12 protein-coding genes and 1 tRNA gene are annotated in these 17,173 nt (G+C 64.4%); 6 read left to right on the top strand and 7 right to left on the bottom strand.

Features of this window, described 5'->3' with window-relative positions:
* Positions 1-4 precede the first annotated feature (4 nt).
* Both EL493_RS17410 and EL493_RS17405 read left to right on the top strand, forming a co-directional pair.
* Positions 5-325, top strand: a complete 321-nt coding sequence (locus EL493_RS17410) for a hypothetical protein (RefSeq protein WP_022566628.1) — start codon at positions 5-7, stop codon at positions 323-325.
* A gap of 102 nt (positions 326-427) precedes the next feature.
* Positions 428-501, top strand: a tRNA-Pro gene (locus tag EL493_RS17405).
* 982 nt (positions 502-1,483) lie between these two features.
* Here the strand turns inward: EL493_RS17405 and EL493_RS17400 are convergent.
* Positions 1,484-5,116 (bottom strand): P-loop NTPase fold protein, encoded by a 3,633-nt coding sequence (locus EL493_RS17400; protein ID WP_022566629.1) that lies wholly within the window; start codon positions 5,114-5,116, stop codon positions 1,484-1,486.
* 391 nt (positions 5,117-5,507) lie between these two features.
* Between EL493_RS17400 and EL493_RS17395 the strand changes: the two genes are divergently transcribed.
* Complete coding sequence (locus EL493_RS17395; RefSeq protein WP_074965580.1) at positions 5,508-6,200, top strand: S8 family serine peptidase; 693 nt, start codon at positions 5,508-5,510, stop codon at positions 6,198-6,200.
* Between the two features lie 12 nt (positions 6,201-6,212).
* Positions 6,213-8,048 (top strand): hypothetical protein, encoded by a 1,836-nt coding sequence (locus tag EL493_RS17390; protein ID WP_022566631.1) that lies wholly within the window; start codon positions 6,213-6,215, stop codon positions 8,046-8,048.
* A 40-nt stretch (positions 8,049-8,088) separates the two neighbouring features.
* On the opposite strand, the gene EL493_RS17385 is transcribed toward EL493_RS17390, so the two are convergent.
* The 4 genes from EL493_RS17385 to EL493_RS17370 form a co-directional block, all read right to left on the bottom strand.
* Positions 8,089-10,023 (bottom strand): ATP-binding cassette domain-containing protein, encoded by a 1,935-nt coding sequence (locus EL493_RS17385; protein WP_019049082.1) that lies wholly within the window; start codon positions 10,021-10,023, stop codon positions 8,089-8,091.
* Positions 10,024-10,495: 472 nt separating this feature from the next.
* Positions 10,496-11,686 (bottom strand): protein kinase family protein, encoded by a 1,191-nt coding sequence (locus EL493_RS17380; RefSeq protein WP_019049081.1) that lies wholly within the window; start codon positions 11,684-11,686, stop codon positions 10,496-10,498.
* A 12-nt stretch (positions 11,687-11,698) separates the two neighbouring features.
* Positions 11,699-12,742, bottom strand: a complete 1,044-nt coding sequence (locus tag EL493_RS17375) for a protein phosphatase 2C domain-containing protein (RefSeq protein WP_022566633.1) — start codon at positions 12,740-12,742, stop codon at positions 11,699-11,701.
* Positions 12,739-13,482 carry a vWA domain-containing protein gene (locus EL493_RS17370; protein ID WP_019049078.1) on the bottom strand — a complete coding sequence of 248 codons (744 nt, stop codon included), beginning with the start codon at positions 13,480-13,482 and terminating at the stop codon, positions 12,739-12,741. The genes EL493_RS17375 and EL493_RS17370 overlap by 4 nt, the downstream gene beginning before the upstream one ends.
* Positions 13,483-14,305: 823 nt before the next feature.
* On the opposite strand from EL493_RS17370, the gene EL493_RS17365 reads away from it, so the two are divergent.
* Complete coding sequence (locus tag EL493_RS17365; RefSeq protein ID WP_126405755.1) at positions 14,306-14,950, top strand: hypothetical protein; 645 nt, start codon at positions 14,306-14,308, stop codon at positions 14,948-14,950.
* 326 nt (positions 14,951-15,276) lie between these two features.
* Positions 15,277-15,411 carry a hypothetical protein gene (locus EL493_RS33595; RefSeq protein WP_022566635.1) on the top strand — a complete coding sequence of 45 codons (135 nt, stop codon included), beginning with the start codon at positions 15,277-15,279 and terminating at the stop codon, positions 15,409-15,411.
* A 174-nt stretch (positions 15,412-15,585) separates the two neighbouring features.
* On the opposite strand, the gene EL493_RS17360 is transcribed toward EL493_RS33595, so the two are convergent.
* Both EL493_RS17360 and EL493_RS32395 read right to left on the bottom strand, forming a co-directional pair.
* The gene (locus EL493_RS17360) at positions 15,586-16,494 is read right to left on the bottom strand and encodes a helix-turn-helix transcriptional regulator (RefSeq protein WP_126405753.1); all 909 of its coding nucleotides are present in this window, start codon (positions 16,492-16,494) and stop codon (positions 15,586-15,588) included.
* A 308-nt stretch (positions 16,495-16,802) separates the two neighbouring features.
* Positions 16,803-16,946 (bottom strand): hypothetical protein, encoded by a 144-nt coding sequence (locus EL493_RS32395; RefSeq protein ID WP_019049074.1) that lies wholly within the window; start codon positions 16,944-16,946, stop codon positions 16,803-16,805.
* Positions 16,947-17,173 lie beyond the last annotated feature (227 nt).

The raw sequence follows: 17,173 nt of genomic DNA, 5'->3' as shown, positions 1-17,173 counted from the left end.
AAGTGTGCTGGCCACCGCACGGGGGTCGGCGATCGCCGATGAAGGGACCGACGTGAACCGCACCCTGCTCGTCACCACCCTGCTCGCCCTGGCCCTGGCCGGCACGGCCTGCACGAGCACATCCGGCCCCACCACCCCCATCGCTCCCACCACCCCCGACCCCACGACCACCTCCCGAACCCCACCCCCGACCCCCACCTCCCGCCGCGCCGGCGACTCCTACGACCCCACCGACCCCGACAGCGTCTGCTTCGGCGCCAAACCCGAACTCCCCCAGCCCTATCCCGGCTGCCCCGGCTACGACCCCGCCCAGCCCTCCGAATAGCCCCCACCCCGACCAAAACAGCCATCTACCAGCCGATTAGTACCTTCACGAACTGGTGAGGTAATCTTTCCGAGCACCCGGCAACGGGGGCAAGAAAGAGAACGGGCTGTGGCGCAGCTTGGTAGCGCACCTGACTGGGGGTCAGGTGGTCGCAGGTTCAAATCCTGTCAGCCCGACAGGCAAAACCCCCTCTGACCTGGGTCGGAGGGGGTTTTCTTGTGTCCCGGCACTTGACGTGGTTCGGCGAAATCACACAGAAACCCCACACTTTTGAGTCAGCGAGCCCGCTGGAACACCCCGCAGACCACCGAAATCGGATCATTTTCAGCCCACTGGACAGGACCGTGTCAGACATCACAGTCAGGGGTCCGAGATCCGCTGTCCTCCCTGAGCCGAGCCAGGAACATCCTCCCGGTCCAGGATCGGACCGCCGACGGGAGCCAGGCAAATCGGCCACCCGACCGTTGCGTGGTGAGTGCTCTGACGTTGCCACCCCAGCGAGCCCGGTTCGACCAGCCGAGACCACATGGCTGTGCAGCAGATCGACACCAGGCCGCGGTCACCGCGGAGCGGTTTCTATCAGGTCGCCAGCCCCTCGCGCGAATTCCGCGTGGATCGGTCGAGTCAACACCGCCAACCCAGTTCCGCAGCTGATCGGCCGAATGGTGTGGGTCGTCGACGTCGTCACCGGAACCGGCATCCGCCCCTTCGAAGTCTTCGCCCTCCTGCTCGACGACATCAACCTCGACACGCCCGACCCCTACCTGGAGGTCACCGGCACACTCGAACAGGTCCGCGGTGCCGGTAACGACGGATGGGTCCGCAAACCCGCGACCAAGACAGACAACGGATGGCGCCGGATCCTGCTCCCGCAACACAGCATCGAATCCATCAAAGAAGCCATCGACTACCTCGACATCAACCGAACACCGAACCCGCACGCGGTCTTGTTCCCCGCCGCCAACGGCTCCCTACGCAACCCGAACAACTTCGGACGAGTCTGGCGCTCGGCCCGCGGTAGCGAGTTCGCCTGGGTCGCCCTACGTAGCTATCCTCACCTTCGCGGAGCCGAGATCGAGGCCTTCGGCCAGGCTGGCAACGTCGCATTGGACACGGCCCGCGTCGCCTCTTCGCTGCAATTCCGCTGCTTGATGGGGGTCAAAGCAATCGAGCGGCCAGCGATCCGATCTTGGGGTCGGTGGCCAGAAATGCCTTCAGGTCTGCGCACCAGATCGGTAGTTCGGCGTCCGTGGGAAGGCTCAGCCCCACGACGGCGACGACTTGCGCCCATGACTGCGTGCTGTTACGACTCGCCTGCTCGAGCGCCTCGAGTGGATGCTCGCCGTCGTTCGAGGACGGCCCGATCAGCGACATCAGGTGTGGCCAACGAATCGCCAGCGCAGCAAGTTTCGCTATCTGCTCGGCAGAGGGAGCCATCAGCCCGTCGAGGCGCTGCCGTTGCGCGACGAAGGTATAGAAGCGAAACAGGTTGATGTACCGCTTGACCTCACGCGGGGTCGTCGCGGCCAGGCTCGGCAGGGCTGCGGTGATCGCGTCCGCAGCATCAGCATCGCGGTACAGGTCTTTCAGGACAGTCTCTACGGCAGCCACGGTTTCCGGACGCAGCGAATCAGTGGGAGCGTGCGGAATCAGTAGATGTTGAGCGGCACGCGCCGTCTCCGGGAGAGTGGTGGGAGAGGGACTACGGCGCCGGATCTCGATAGTCAACTGTCGCACGAGATCCAGGTCGAGCATGCCTGAGCGATCCTGCGTCGGTGCAGCGGCCGAGTGCGACCGCTGCCGCTGGTAATGGCTCGGCGGGTCGGTCCCGAGGTCGATGTTTCGAGGTCGCGGCGCCCCAGGCCGATGGCCTGAATCGGAAACCGGGACAGAAGAAGGCGTTTCGGTTCCGGTGGTTTGCAGAAGGCCGCGGGCGTAGTTTCCGATATCTCTGCTCCCCTGCGGCGCCGGCAAACTCAATGGGAGCTGGATGATCTTTTCCAGGAAGCGCCAGCCGAGCGTGGCCCAGTCGCCTCGCGCGTGGCTGATTTGGAGTGCTGCGTTCAGGTCGCTGTACGCGACCTCGATGTGAGCCGCGACAACTCTCGGCTCCATCGCGATGACGAAGACGCAGTTCGGGAACTCACCGGCGAGAAACAGATTGATCGCTTCGATGACCTGGACAACAGTGCCGGGAGTGCACCGGTCGAGGTCGTCGACGAACACCACCAGCGGGCGATCGTCGGTGGCGACCAAATCGAGAACCCGCTTCATGTCCACGTGAACGAGATAGAGCAGTCCCGACTTCGGTCCGTAGCCGGGTTCTGGGAACAGATCGAGTGTCCCCTTCAGCTCCTCGCCCGCAACGCGCCCGAATCCGCTCGCAGCGGGCCCCTGCACCAGACCACCCAACGGCCCAGCCGCAGCTTCACCGAAGAATCCATGGGTACGAACGACTGAGCCGATGATCCCTGCCGAGGTGGCGATCGCGACGATTCCGCTGGTCGCGGGACCCAGCGGAACACTGACGCCCGACAGCTTGACCAGCAGCAGGGTGACACATGCGACAGCCATCCCCGCCGCCACAACCAGCATCACAGGCAGCAGCCGTTCCAGGACCGTCCGGTATACCCGGCGCCGGACCGCTCCCCGGTCCATCCGGGCGAGGTTGAGTTTCAACCAGAATCGTTCGCGGTCGCCGACTGGCAGACGCGCGGTGACCTGAGTGATGATCTCGTGGGCGAGCCCGGACCAGATCTGTTCGCCACTCTGATACATCCAGGGGTTGAACCACACCGTTGCGCGCCAATCCCTGGGATCGAGGCCGCTGGTCTGGCCAAGCTGTTCTGCGCGCAGCAACGGAATGGGTTCCGCGGCGGCGAGTGGTTCCTCGGCTTGCGACAGCGCCTCACGAATGTTCACCGGTTGAGTTCGTGCCGCTGCCGATTGCTTTCCGCGGTGAAACCATGACCGCTGCTGATCAGGGTCCGCCTTTTCCATCAGAACGGCTCGTGACCTCGGGTCCAGCTGAATGGGTCGCGGAGTGCGAGAGCCGGGCGGCGACAAACCGAAGGGGTCCTCCCCTACACCGGGATCGAGCCGCTTCTGCACCATCCGCATCAGCGAGGTCTTGCCTGCACCCCATGGAGCCTTGACCCCGATCGTCAGAGGCGGCTGTGTCGCGTCGTGCTGAATGAACGAAGCGATAGCATTGGCGTAGGGGGCGTGCTCGAGTTCGTCCTCGGTGGTCCAGAAATCACGCGCCAACCGCGGCTCCGGAAGATGATCGCGCCCGGACAACCATCGATGGACTTCCTGCTGCAGAGCCCTCCGCGCTTCCTCGTCCTCTCCATTCACCAGCTCGGTTGCCGCGAATTTCTGGACGGGTTCGTCGACGAAATACCGGCGGCCGTCCGACCTCTCGACCATCAAACCCTGCTCAGCCAGCTGATCGAGCATATATGCCGCCTCAACGCGGTCTGAGTCCATCAACCGTGCGGCGATCCCCGCATCCAGTCCATCGGCGTCGACCAGCGCTGCCCGCCGAAACAGCTGCGCGGTCTGTTGATCGAGTTTACTGTAGCGGTCTGCGACCAAACCGATCATCCGGTTGTGGACGCTGTCCGCATTGCGGAAGTCTTCGGGATGGTCCTGCGCCTCTTCGATGAGCTGGCCGACCAATGGATTGCTCTCGGCAATGGTGGCGATCCAGTCGCCGGTGCCATGTAGTGACGGTGACGAAATCGGCTTGGCTCCGGAATCAGCTGCACTGGTCAACTCGGACAACAGCACCCGAGCAAAATCCGGCAGTGACGGCGCGATCGTGTCGAGCCAGGACACGATGGCGTCGGCTCGAATTCCTTCACAGGCAATCCAGTCGATCTGGTCGTCACCATCACCGGTGTGCCACCGTGTGCCATCGCGGCGCAGGACATTCCCGGTGTCGTCGCGTTTCGGCACACCGGCATGGTGTAGAGCTACCATTTCCCACTGGTCGTTGAAGATCGGTGAGCCCGAGTTGGCCACGCCTTGATCGCTGAAGTAATGAACGAATTGATCGAGTACGAGTACCAAACGGTTTCCCCGGGTCCACAGCTCTTTGAGGCGGCCATCCGGGTGTCCGACCAAATTCAGATTCTCCCCTACCAGCACCGATCCATGGATCGGGACCAGCAGCTGACGTCCGAACCTGTCGCCGGGAAACTGCCCCTCATTGTCTGGATGCAAGAGGACCAAGGAGATGTCCAAATGGATGTCCTCCACCATGAACGAGTCAGGATTCAGCCGGAATCGCCTCGCCGGTTTCGGTACTCCGTCAGCACCTACCTCGGCATCGAACTCGACGACCACGTCGCGAGCTGTGTCCTTGTCAGGGAGGACATGCCTATTGGTCAGCAGTAGCCGACGGGTGATCAGGATCCCCGTTCCTATCGGTGCTTCCCGGCCCATCCGCTGATCGGATATGCGGGCAACGCATTGCGCCGCCCGAGCAGCGCGCGATACCCAGGCAGCAGAGGTGTTGTCCGAGGCCGCGACTATTCGCTCGAGTGCCGGCACCGTCGAGGCGACCTCCGACGCTGCGAGTTGGATGACCGCGCTGGCAGGGACAGCGCCACTGGCCAGGAGACGGTCGGCCCGGGCCTCGATGTCCTCGGGGCCGCCCACGATCCCCGTCTCGCTGACAGATCGCGACCGCTCGATCTCCTCACGCAACGGCCCGCTTTCTGCGAACCGGCGCGACGCGTCGTCCGCACCGTCCCAGCGAGCAGCCTCGGAACCGCTGGATGCCATGATCTCGCCTCCTCTGTCCAGCCCGCTGTGACAAGACCGACCACCGTTCGAGGCAACAAGCGTCTCGCATATACAGCGATCCATCACGGGTAGCGGACTACCCGTGCACCAGCCCGTGGCTGCGCGCAGTATTCACCACGAAGGACACGCCCATACCTGGTACAGAAGGTGCGTCATGGCAGTCAGCGGCCATCGCCGGCTTCCGGAGAACCGCAGTCGCACAGGCCGGCGACAGGGTCCGGCGAGCACGGCGAATATCGGTGAAATCGGCATTCGATGCGCGACCCGGTACCTGCGGGCCCCGGGCCCGTTCGCAGGCCTCGCTGTCACAGATACCCGGGTGTTGTGGTGGCCATCGTGGCTTCCCGATAGCAAGGGCGCCGGTGTCACCGTGGGCCTCATCGAGGGCGACTACAGCCCGGATGTCCCCGATCTAAGGGATGCCCAGATCACCGTCGAACGCTTCGGCACCCGCGAGCCTGGTGGGCCGTTGCTGTGCGAGCACGGATCGTTTTCCGCAGCCCTGCTGGTCGGGCAGGGAACCGATCACCTACGCGGGGTCGTCCCCTCCGCTCGGCTACTGATCGCCTGTACCGCCTCCGCGAGTGGAGATGCTCACCCGAACGCGGTCAGCGACGCGGTGGAATGGCTGGCACCGCGCGTCGCGCTGATCGTGATCCCCCTCGGCCGAAACGATGAGCATCCACGACTCGCCGCGACTGTGCGTAACGCCGCAGTGGCGGGATGCGTCCTGATCGCGGCGGCGGGAAATCGCGCTGATCGCTCCGTGCTGTTCCCGGCCCGCGCCGACGCATGTCTGGCGATCAGCGCATGCACTGCCATGGGCTCCACCGCACCGCACTATCCGACCTCCCCCGATGTCGACCTCATCGTGCGCGGAGATCACGTCACCGCGCCGGTGGCGGCAGGGTCGGTTCGGTGTCGATCCGGCACCTCGATCGCGTGCGTGCTGGCCGGCGGCCTGATCGCTGCCAAGATTTCGAACTCGTTGCCCGACAAGATGATTCCTTCGCAATCATCACTTGCTCCGCCGCACCCGGCGGGGTGGATCCGGGCCCGTTGAAGGAGCGCAACCATGACAACCGTGATCACGAACACGCAGGTGGTAGAACTGGCCGACCCCAAGCTGAGGGCTCTCGCGCTGCGCGTGGTGCGTGAGCTGGAGCTGACCGCTGAGCGTGTCGCCGCTCATCACGGCGACCGCAGTCGCTTCCGATTGCCTACCCAGCCGGACTCGGTGGAGGCACTGTTCGACGCTCAGTTCCGGTCGCTGCCGCAACCTACTCAGGCGCTTGCCGCCCAGCGCGCGCTGACCCGTTTACAGGCGCCCGCTGCGGTACGGGCCCGCCGATTGGGCGACCTGACCAGAATCGACTTGAGTGTGCCGGTCTCGGTCGAGACCCAGGCGATGGCGATTCCTTTGCCTGCCGCGGCGCGGTTCTCTGACGCCGACATCGCGAAGCTCGAGCGGCTGGCACTGGGCGACCTCATATCGGGATTGACGCCACAACAGCCGACGAACACGCTGGAGCTCCGGGTGCACCGCGTCATCTGCGTGGATGAGACCGACGGGTTTCTCGGGACGGAAGCTGGTGAGGACGAGATATACCTCGGCGGCACCAGCGTGGACGGAGCCGGAGCGAGTCTGAGGATCGACCCTTTCAAGGTCGGCGACTTCGATGACGGCGACATCAAGCGGTATTCGCCACCTCGACTGTTCGCCGCGTTCCCGGTCATCGAGGGTGGCTTCCCCAAATCCTTCTTCGCGACCCTGGTGCTCTCCGAGGCCGACAACGGCGGATTGAGCAAGTTCATCGACGACCTCCTGGACAAGATCCGTAGCAAGATCGCGACCGAGATCGCCAAAGCCACCGGCGGCGCGATCGGGGGCGCTGTCGGGGGCGCGCTCGGCGGGGCCATCGGCGGAATCGCGGGTGCGATCATCGGCGCCGCGGTCGGGTACGCGCTGGGCAAGGCAGTCGACGCGCTACGCGACGCATGGGAAGACGACTTCTTCGCGCCTGTGACCGTCTCGGTCGCCTTGAACTCCCACGACGACCGATGGCCCGGAGGACAAACCGACAGCCCTCAGGGCCGGATCACCTGGCGTGGGCACGGCGGCAAGTACGAACTGGTCTACGACTGGCGGTTGCACGACAGACAAGAATCGATCCGCTACACCGCAGCATGGACTCAGAACACCAGCGGTGAATACCAGATCTTCGACGTACCGTACGAGCAATACCGGGCCCGCTACGATCAACTTTGGCCCCAAGGGTGGCGGCTGCACGCTCTGAGCACCGCGGTAGTGAACCGGCAACCGCTATACACCGCGATCTGGCGGCCCGCCACTACCGGCGAGACCCAGGTCTATGGCGTCGACTACGCAACCTACCGGGCCCACTACGACGAACTCTGGCCCCAAGGCTGGCGGCTCAAACTGCTCACCCGTTACGTCGTCGGTGGTCGAACCTTCTACACCGCCGCGTGGGCGCCCGGTACGACCGGCGAGACGCAGATCTACGATGCCGACTACCCAACCTACCGGGCCCGCTACGACGAACTCTGGCCCCAAGGCTGGCGGCTCAAGCTGATCGATGTCGTCAACGTCAATGGTGAACCCCGCTACACCGCGGCGTGGAGTCCGTCCACCGTCGGAGAATTTCAGATCTACGGCGCGACCCTGGCTCAGTTCCAACGACGCTACGGCGAACTCTGGTCAGCGGGTTGGCGGCTCAAGTTTCTGTCGACCTACAACCTCGACGGCGCACGAATCACCGCGGTCTGGCGACAAACGAAAGAACCCGAGGAGTGGGTGCACGGCTGGGATTTCGACGACCTGAAGACCCGCTACGACGAACTGTGGCCCCAGGGATGGCGACTCAAGGTCTTCGATCGATTCACCGTTTGACAACACCGAAGGAAGTTCAGCCGATCGCCTGATCGCCCACCTACCGGCGCTGGTGATGCCGAATGAGCATGTGACCCCATCGAATCGACGCACCCAACGATGTCACCGAGATCGCAACCAGCACACCGATCGCGATGTAGAAGTGGCTGACATCGTGGGACCACATCATATCCGCGCGCAGGGTTCCTGCCTCTTCGATTCCTACGACCGAGCCGAATCCGGCGATCGCCCAACGAACCGGCGAGAGATAGGAAACCCACGAAAGGACAACCGCGCCACCGCTGAGTTGCCCCAATGGAACCACTACTCCGGAGAACACGACACAGAGGGCAAGGACTGCGGACATTCCCCGTACCGCGGTGTCCATCGACTTCGCGCAGGTACTGATCATCGTCCCTACACAGACAGCCGCGACCGCCAGGCTGGCCAGGATCAGCCAGACACTCACCACCCAGGGCAGAGGGCCGATAGGATCCTCCGGTCCACTGCACAGCAGGGCGAGCGCGAGTGTCATGGTGGTCGCTTGTCCCACCGCGAGTAGCGACCGTGTGCCGGCGCGAGCGAGGATCGCGGAGGAGATGGGCAGACCCCACCGCCGCTCCCGCCATATGACCCGGTGGTCGGCGACGACCGTCGGAACCGACAACGACATCGCGAAGAACGCCGCAAGGATGCAGTTGACGGCGAGGACGATAGCCAGATCCGGGTTCGGGGCGAGCTTGGAGCCTTCCAGGCCGCGCGGTGAGGCAAGGTAGGCGATGAGGGGCCCGGTCAGGGGAACAGCGAATACCATCGCCGCGATCTTGTTCCATTGCAGACGAATTCGGGCGACTTCGCGTGAAAAGAAGACCCGAAAGGCATGCCCCCCGGACACACTGCCTCCGCGCCGGAACTGTGTGCGCGGGCGCGTCGGGTTCGGTCGTACGGGTTGTTCCGGGAGGAGGGCGGGCGCCTTTTCGCTGCGGAGCCGATCGAACACATCGGCTGTGGAGGAAGCTCCCAAGCCGGCGCTTAGATCGGCAGGCCGCCCGACGAATCCGATCGTGGAGGGCTGTTTGCCGGACTCGTCGCAGGTGAAGGCGGCTACCGAGTCTGCGATACCGAGATGTGGTGTGGCGTGGGTAACGACCACGACCATGCATCCCGACTGTGCGAGTTCGGCGAGATCGTTCATCAGGCTGCGGTCGAGCCCATCGTCCAATCCCGAACTCGGCTCGTCCAGCATCAGCAGGGCCGGTGTCGTGATCAACTCGAGTGCGATGTTCACTCGGCGCTTCTGCCCGCCGGACAATGTCGACACCCGGGATTTGTGTTGTGCCGTGAGGTGCACCTTTTCGAGGATTCCGTCGATCCGGCTGCCGATCTCGTCGTGGGTGACATCGCGTGCCAGCCGCAGGCGGGCGGCGAACCACATCGTGTCGTAGACAGTCAGTTCCTCGAAGAGTTCGATTCCCTGGGGTACGAAGCTCACCAGCACCGGATCCGGGCAAGCACCGCCGATTAGGTCGATTTCGCCCAGCGTCGCGCTTCCGGCAAAGACTGTCGCCTCGCCCAGTATCGCGTTGCAGAGAGTTGACTTTCCGGCGCCGGAAGGGCCGATGACGGCCAGCAGACCTGACTCCACGGTGAAGCTCACGTCCGCGATCTTGGCCTGGGCGACACTGCGATCGTATCCGGCGGTCAGCGAATCGACCGCCAGAACTTCGCCGAGGGTGAGGTCGGCGAATTCGAGATGGTTGGCATCGACGAGCCTGAATCTGGTGTGGCCGATGATGAACTGATCGCCCACTTCGAGCGCGGCCTGGATGATCGGCCGGCCGTCGAGGAATGTGCCGCTCCCCTGGCTCAGGTCACGCACCGCTGTCCCGGTCGAGGTCCGAATCACGCGTGCGTGGACCGCGGCGACGTCATCACCGCCGATCTGGATGTCAGCGCCATGCCCGGTCCGGCCGATGCTTGTCCGCGCTTGGGTCAAGGCGATGGATCGTCCGGAACCCCTGGCGATGTTTGGGCCTACCGGTACCGCGGGGGAGCGTATCGGCGTGGGGGCCGACATCGGGGGTTGTGCCGGTATCGGAGGTGGTGCTACACCAGCTGATGCCGTCGGGTTCAACGCGGCTTCGATGGTGTACTCGGAACCGGCGAACATCAGCTTCAGCCGCCGCGTTTCGCCGTCTCGGACACGGACGCGTGTGCTGCCGTCAGCCTCCGGCGGTATCTGCGTCCCTGATTCGACCAGTCGGATCTGCGGGTCCAGCACGGTCAAAGTCCACACGCCGGCGTACCGGAGGCGAAGCCACCTGCTGGGTCCGGTACCGGTCGCGATGTCGGCGTCTGGACCGTGTCCGACGACTACCGGCCGATCGGGGGCGATGTGGTGGGTTGTGCCGTCCGGCAGGACGAGGTTCAGGTGACCGGACATCATTGCCTCTCGAGCGATCCAGCGTTCAGAACAGCCAGTGCCATGCGACGACAATCAGCGCGACTACGATGCCGAAGCCCACGAGCAAGATCACCGCTCCGAGGATGGCCTCGAAACGCTCCGAGTCTCCCGACGGCGCCTGAGCAGTGCGAGATACAGTCTGAGTTCGCCGACCGGAGCTCACAGACGATGACGCGGTCGACCTGGTGCGTGTGGTGGATGTTGTTGCCGGTCGTCGGACGGCCTGATGGGCGGGGCTGCGGACGGGACCGGTTGCCGGGACGTAACAAGACTCGCCGTCCCACCGCACCGGAATAACCGCGTTGCCGCGGTATCCCCGTTCGCCGCGTACCCCGACACACGCTTTCCATGCCGCTGCCATGCTCGACGCGTGGGCGGCCGAGGCATCGACCGCTTCCAGTCGCAGGAATCGGTTGAGCATGTCGCGGTGATGTCGCAACATATGGATTCCGACGGTGTCGTCGACGGCCAGCGACGATGTCTTGCCTATCGACTGAACCGCCACCAGCCCGAACTTGTACATATCGGTTCGCCGATCGAGTCGATCCGGCCAGCCGGCGAGGTGATCTGCACGCGAGCCCTCTCGCTCAGCATGTTTCAGCGCGCGCTCGCCATCGATCAGGGTCGCGTCACAGTCGAGCAGATACGTCGCCGGTGTCGTGTCGAATCCGCTGATAAGGATGTTTCCGCGGTGCAGGTCGCCGACGACGACCCCGCGCTGATGCAGGAATGCCAGTGTCTCGAGGAAATGGCCGAGCCGCGCCATTGTGTGCGGCACATTGAAGAACTCCTTGTCATGCCGACGCGCGCGGTCGCGCTGGGCCAGCAATTCCCCCATGTCCCGAGGCACGGTCGTGCCGAGTTTGCTCATCCAGAAGGCGTCCGGGGCCGCGGGCACGATCACTCCCGCGACATTCGCGTCGGCATCGAGCACCACGTGGCGCACCCAGGCAGCGCGCCCGTCGAGGTAGGCGCGATCTGCCACGCTCAGCTCGCGGCGCCAGCGTGCCCAATCATTCAGCCGCTCACGCGAATCCGCCATCAGCGAGCTGTGATCATAACGTTTGTAGAGCGCCACAGAGGAGTCTGGGAGCAACTTCCAGGCGATCGCACTGGACTGTCCGCCGCCGTCCATCTCTGCGATTCCGGCATCGAGGAGGTCTCGTTCTCGGATTTCGATGTCAAGTTCAACCACGCCAGCACCTGCTCACTGCGATTCGAACATCCCCGGTGTGATTCCCTTTGCCATCACGATCGTGCGATCGTCGTTCAGCCCGCCGATTTCGAAATCGAGCAGAGTCGCGAACTTCGCGGCCGAGACCTGGGTGTGCCATGCCTCGGCCAACGCCTTGGCGAAATCCTTCGGCGCCATCGCGATCGCGTCACCGACACCGTCGCTGGCCGCGACGACCACCTGATCCGGCTGAAGTGCCAGCGAACCAAACTGCAGTCGTCGCTCGTCACCGGGCAAAGCCGGTGTCGCCGCGGTGGGCGGGTTGGTCGGCTGTCCCGATACCCATTGCCAGGTGTTCGTCGACAGCGACAGCAGGAGCAGCGGGCTGTCGCCGTAGGCCGCCCAGTACAGCTTCGACCGTTCGCCGTCGTGGCGAAGCACGAACCCGGTCAGCGTGGATTTCGGTGGGGCCATGCTCTTTCCCCGCTGCGAGGCAGTCGCCGGGCCGGCGCCTGGTGCGGTGGGGATGCTGCGCTCTTGCACCGCGTAGAGCTGTTGATTGACTTCCCGTACAGCCGTGCGGGCAGTGTTCTCCCATGAACCCGCTGCCGAGTTTGCTCGGCACACCGACGCGGTGAATGTCAGCACGGCAGCGGTGGAAGCCACCGAAGCGTTGGCGGTAGAGCCGAGCCCGTCGCCGACCGCGATCACGCAGTTCGTGTCGTTGACGGCGTCAGCGGCGTAGGCGTCTTCACGGCGAACGCCCTCGAGCGCATGCGACAAACCGACGGCCGAAGCAGCATAGATCCAGGAGTTCCCCACCACTCCGGCGTCAGCCGCCAATGCCGCGCTCGCCGAATTGACCGGGCTCGGACACCGCCGCAGCGGCAGCTGGCCGCCCCTCCGAGTTGCGCCTGCGGGCTGTGAGTTCGCGACGTTCTGCGTATCGGGCGGGGTGTTGTCCGAGTTCGCATGTTCTGGACCGGTTCCCCGGGGCATCATCTGCGCACCCAACCCCTTTATGGCCTCGACCAAGCTCGGTCTGCGACGGGGCTCGGCCCCCTCAGCCTCGGTCATGGCCGGACCGAATCCAGGCGCTGCATTCCCTCGGGCACCGTGAAGACGAAGTTGCCGCCATCGGTCGACAACGAGATCGACTTGATGATGACATCAATGATCGACTTCAGCAGGACATTGGCCGGGACACCAGCCTTGGCCAGACAGGCTGCACCTGGTGGGTCGTCCGATCTCAACGCGAGAACGGTCGCTTGGTTGACATCGCCCATGCCCAGCGAGACAACTCGCGGGCGCAGCCGGTACATGCCGTCACACAGCGCATCCTTGATGGGCCGCCAGGTGGTGATCGGCTGCGAGATATTCTTCGCGCCCGCGTTCCCGTCGGTGATGAAGAAGATGACCGGCTGCTTGAGGTGGTAGTTCTGCCTGGTCAGGCGATCCATGTCCGCGCGGACCGTGGCGTTGAGGTGTTCCCACGCCCCGACGAAGTTCGTCCAGCTCCCCTGCGGCAGAGCCTCACAGGTCGCGGGGTCACCGATCGAGCGCAACGGGTAGTGCGTCCATGCTTCGTGGGCGAACGCGATGATCGAGATGTGTCCGATGAGCGCAGCCTCGTTGTGGCTGTCGAGAGTGTCGAGCATCGGGGCGATCGAATCACTGACGATCTCCCACGGGGTCGTGCCCGAATGCCACGAGGGTAGCCACATCGATTCCGAAACATCGCACACAACGTAGAACGGCCATGCCTGCTTGATCGAGTTGGCATCAAGCACCGGCATATTCGACATACCGATGGTCATCTGGTGACTCCCTCATCGCCTCCGCGACGAGGTCGGTCGCGGAGAGTACCCGAGTACTCTAAAGCCGAAACCTGTTCGTTTGCAGGGTAACTGGCGGGTAGATGATCAAGCGGCTCAAGTCGGTACAGGCCAGGAGCTGATGAGCCGACCACGGCCAGGCATCATCGTCGTAGCGTTGACAGATAGCGTGCTTCACCGAGGTAGCGGGGCGTCTACGATATTGTCGAGTCCGCCGACCTCGAGTTCGACTAGCTCGCGCAGCGGATTCTCGATCAACGCCAGATCCTGCGTCGCAAACTCCTATCCGGTCAAGCAGGACCCCCCTGAGGACCCGAAACTTGCGCGGCCGGCCGGCTGGCCGCGCCGTGCAGGTGGGCCTGCGGGCGGGAGCGATCGGGCGGCGCTCCCCGGGGTTTGACGTCGTCGGCCGTCTATGAACGAGACGACAACCCGGCGACCGTATCGGCCGTCGAACAGGTAGACCTGAAGGAGCCGGGATCGCGAGGCTCGAGCGCCGATGAATCGGTTGCGTCGCTGGGCCAGGGCCGCAGCATCCTCGGAGGTCAGCACGACCCGCGCAACTGCGGCCGCGAGCTACCCTGGTACCCCCAATCGCATCAGCACCCACCCAGAACACCGAGCGGCGCTGGAGGAAACGCGTTGGAGGTATTCGCGATTGGGTACCCGGCCGCACCCAGGCTTTGAATGGTCGGCGCAGCGTCACCTCCTACTCCGCAGCCACCGGGCACTGCCGACGGGAGCGCCACCCAGTAGCGATCCCCTGGCACTGCACCCGCCGCGCGGGATCGGCAAGATATCCGGTATGCGATCGAAACAGCTGCGCAAGACCGCACGCCCACATCAGATCTCACGCTCAGCTGGCCTCGCACTGGGCGCGATATTGCTGTCGCTGAGCACCGCAGCCTGTGCAGGGACCGTGTCCGGGCAGGCCGAACCCACCGCCGGCATCGCCGACCCGAAGCTCGACACCACAACACCGAAGCTGCCGAAAATCGGTGACTGCACCAAGATAGACAACTTCACCCACCACGGCCCGATCACCGTCATGGACTGCAACGATCCCACCGCAACGAAGAAGGTCACTGCGGTCGAAATCGTCACCGACGACCAGAAACGCACCGTCGACTGCCTCGACAAAGAAGTCACCCTGATCATCTCCGGACTCAAGGACGGCTCGTTAGGCGTAGCCCACGGCTGCGCCGGGCAGAACCTCACCATCGGACGCTGCTATGTCCCCATGGTCAGCCTCTTCACCTACGACTCCACCTGCACCGACCCCGGATCGATTCGACTCGATCGGACACTGACCGGCATCACCGAGATCAGCCAGTGCGACCCGGCGTTCGCCCCCAACGACTACGCCGCCCAGATGAAATACATCACCGCGAAGGTCTACAACTTCATCGACAAGCGCAGCGGAGTCGCCTACTGCTTCCGAGAGAAGTGAACCGGGTGGCCACTGCCGCCCGCGCACCAACTCGCCCAGAAGGCTCCGACCAGACACACAACAACCACACATAAATGACCGGATTCAGCGGGAACCAACGGGAACTAGCGAGTTTCGTCCCAACCTTAATCATATTGTCTACCAGCATCTTTGGGGATCCATCGGCACCTTCCGACTGAGCTGAACCTTCCCCAGGCGGACTCCCATCTCGCTGCCCTACGCGCAGCCGGGATCTGCCGGAACTCTCCGAGAAGATCTCCACCCGCGCCCAGGCCCGCCCCGAACTCGACCGTGCAGTCAGACTCGCACGCGGAATCCGAGCCTCGGTGCCGAGAGATACCCTGGTCGTGCACGACCACGAACTGATCAAGCGCGGCTTCGAACTCGCCACTCTCGCCGAGCAACTCGAGGTCGGCGATATCGGCCTGGAGTTCCTCACCGGGAAACCCCAGGGCCCCTGAACCGTCCGGGGTGGTGTTCACCGTGCTTGCCGCCATGTCGGTGATGGAACGCGAGTGCATCCGCGACCGCACCCTCGAAGGCCACGAATCCGCCCGGTCCCGCGGCAAACCATCGGCGGCGCCACCATTGCCGATGACGCCAGTTCTCGATGGAGAACCAGTGCCGTCTGACTGTCAGCGGGCGCCGAAGGCCGACGATGTGTCCCGACCCTGGCGATATTCGCGCGGAGTCATCCCCGTGTCCTGCTGGAACAGCCGGTAGAAGTGCCGTTCGGAGGCGAACCCCGAGGCGAACGCGACGGCGGCAGGCGACAAGGAGAGGTCCCGGGTCAGCAGCGCCTTGGCGTGGCGCAACCGCAGTCTGCGCACCACAGTCGCGAAAGTGTCCGGAGTGCCATCGAAAAGGCGAAACAGCGTGCGCCGGGAGATATGGCAGGCCAGGGCCACCTCCTCGATCGTGAGGTGTCGATCTGTGTAGCGTTCGCGCACATAGCGCAGTACGTGTTCGCGGCTGAGTGCCTCGGCCGAGGTCTCCCCGGGGCGCACTCCGGCGGTCAACAGCACAGCCGAGGAGATCAGGTCCAATGCGTTGCCGGCGAGCAGGTCGGCTTGATCCGGGGCATGCTGCCGAATCCGGGCGAGGCTGCAGAAGAACCCGGCCACCACCCCGGCCGCGCTCGACGCCGGTACCGCCACCGCTGTCGGCAGATCGAGCCGATCGAGGCCTGGCTGACGCCGCAGCAACGAGATCGGGATCTGGACCACGACCTGTTCGAAGGCCGAGTTGTTGGTCCAGTGGTAGGGCTGGGAAGTGTTGTAGAAGACCATGTCACCGCCACTGACTGCCGCTGCACGTCCGTCCTGGTTCAGGCAGGCCCGACCCTGGGTGTGGATGCTGGCCAGCAGGTACTCCTCATCGGAGCGGGCGATATGACGTGCGGCGCGACGGAATTCCTGGTGGCTACCCGCAACCGTAGTGAGGCTGAAGTCAGCCGGACTGACCAGAGTCCCGGTCGTGACCCGACCGTAGAACGGTGCTTCCGGGTGGGTGTCGACCGAGAGCGGCACGTAGGTCTGCGACATCAGCGACTCCCACTCGTCGCGCGCGTCGCTGCGTGGGGTCGGCGATGAGAACGTCAGAGTCGTCGGAACTTCAGCCACTACCCACCCCAAGAGAAACGCCAACTCGCACCGTAGACGAGGGTACGACAACGGTCGAGGGTAGCCCCCATCATTGACATCCCACGGTTCGAAAGCTCACCGAATCGGTGAATGGGACATTCACGTGCACCGCCAAGTGCTCCTTCCCACGAGCGTGCCCGCGGCGGTGAGTACCAGGCGGGTGCGTGCCCGCGCCGTCAGCACACTCCGCCGAAGTCGCCTTCCCGGCACTACGGCCGAGCCACGATCTGCTCACCGCCGCTCGCAGCGAGCAGGTTCGGGCGATGTGGCTCGACCTCGGCGCCGACCAGCGAGCGCGTTTCCTCGAATTCGCCGCTACCACACTGCGCCACCGGCGCTGTTTCCTGCGACATCGCCCCGAAGGGTCACAGCGAAGGCCTGCATTCGGCTACCGGCGTGAAACGCTGATCTTGAGGAGCCGGTGCGATAGCGCTGGACATGCGCTGGCGCATCGATTAGTCGAGGTAGGACGTACCGCACCAGCCCGGCACTGGCGCGAAGTCCGGGGGATGTCAGCGCCTGGTCACGGGCATCGAGTGGTTCGAGTACAGCGCGGCCGGCGGCCTTCGGGCCACGCGAG

Source organism: Nocardia asteroides, from assembly GCF_900637185.1.
In the GTDB taxonomy this organism is placed as follows: domain Bacteria; phylum Actinomycetota; class Actinomycetes; order Mycobacteriales; family Mycobacteriaceae; genus Nocardia; species Nocardia asteroides.
The sequence above is the reverse complement of the archived record's forward strand: the minus strand, read 5'-3'. Positions and strand labels throughout refer to the sequence as shown.

What these genes read in the sequence shown, in the direction of transcription:
- EL493_RS17400 (WP_022566629.1), bottom strand. Translation starts at nt 5,116, where the DNA reads ATGGCATCCAGCGGTTCCGAGGCTGCTCGCTGGGACGGTGCGGACGAC.
- EL493_RS17390 (WP_022566631.1), top strand. Translation starts at nt 6,213, where the DNA reads ATGACAACCGTGATCACGAACACGCAGGTGGTAGAACTGGCCGACCCC.
- EL493_RS17375 (WP_022566633.1), bottom strand. Translation starts at nt 12,742, where the DNA reads ATGACCGAGGCTGAGGGGGCCGAGCCCCGTCGCAGACCGAGCTTGGTC.
- EL493_RS17370 (WP_019049078.1), bottom strand. Translation starts at nt 13,482, where the DNA reads ATGACCATCGGTATGTCGAATATGCCGGTGCTTGATGCCAACTCGATC.
- EL493_RS17365 (WP_126405755.1), top strand. Translation starts at nt 14,306, where the DNA reads ATGCGATCGAAACAGCTGCGCAAGACCGCACGCCCACATCAGATCTCA.
- EL493_RS17360 (WP_126405753.1), bottom strand. Translation starts at nt 16,494, where the DNA reads ATGTCGCAGACCTACGTGCCGCTCTCGGTCGACACCCACCCGGAAGCA.
- EL493_RS32395 (WP_019049074.1), bottom strand. Translation starts at nt 16,946, where the DNA reads ATGTCGCAGGAAACAGCGCCGGTGGCGCAGTGTGGTAGCGGCGAATTC.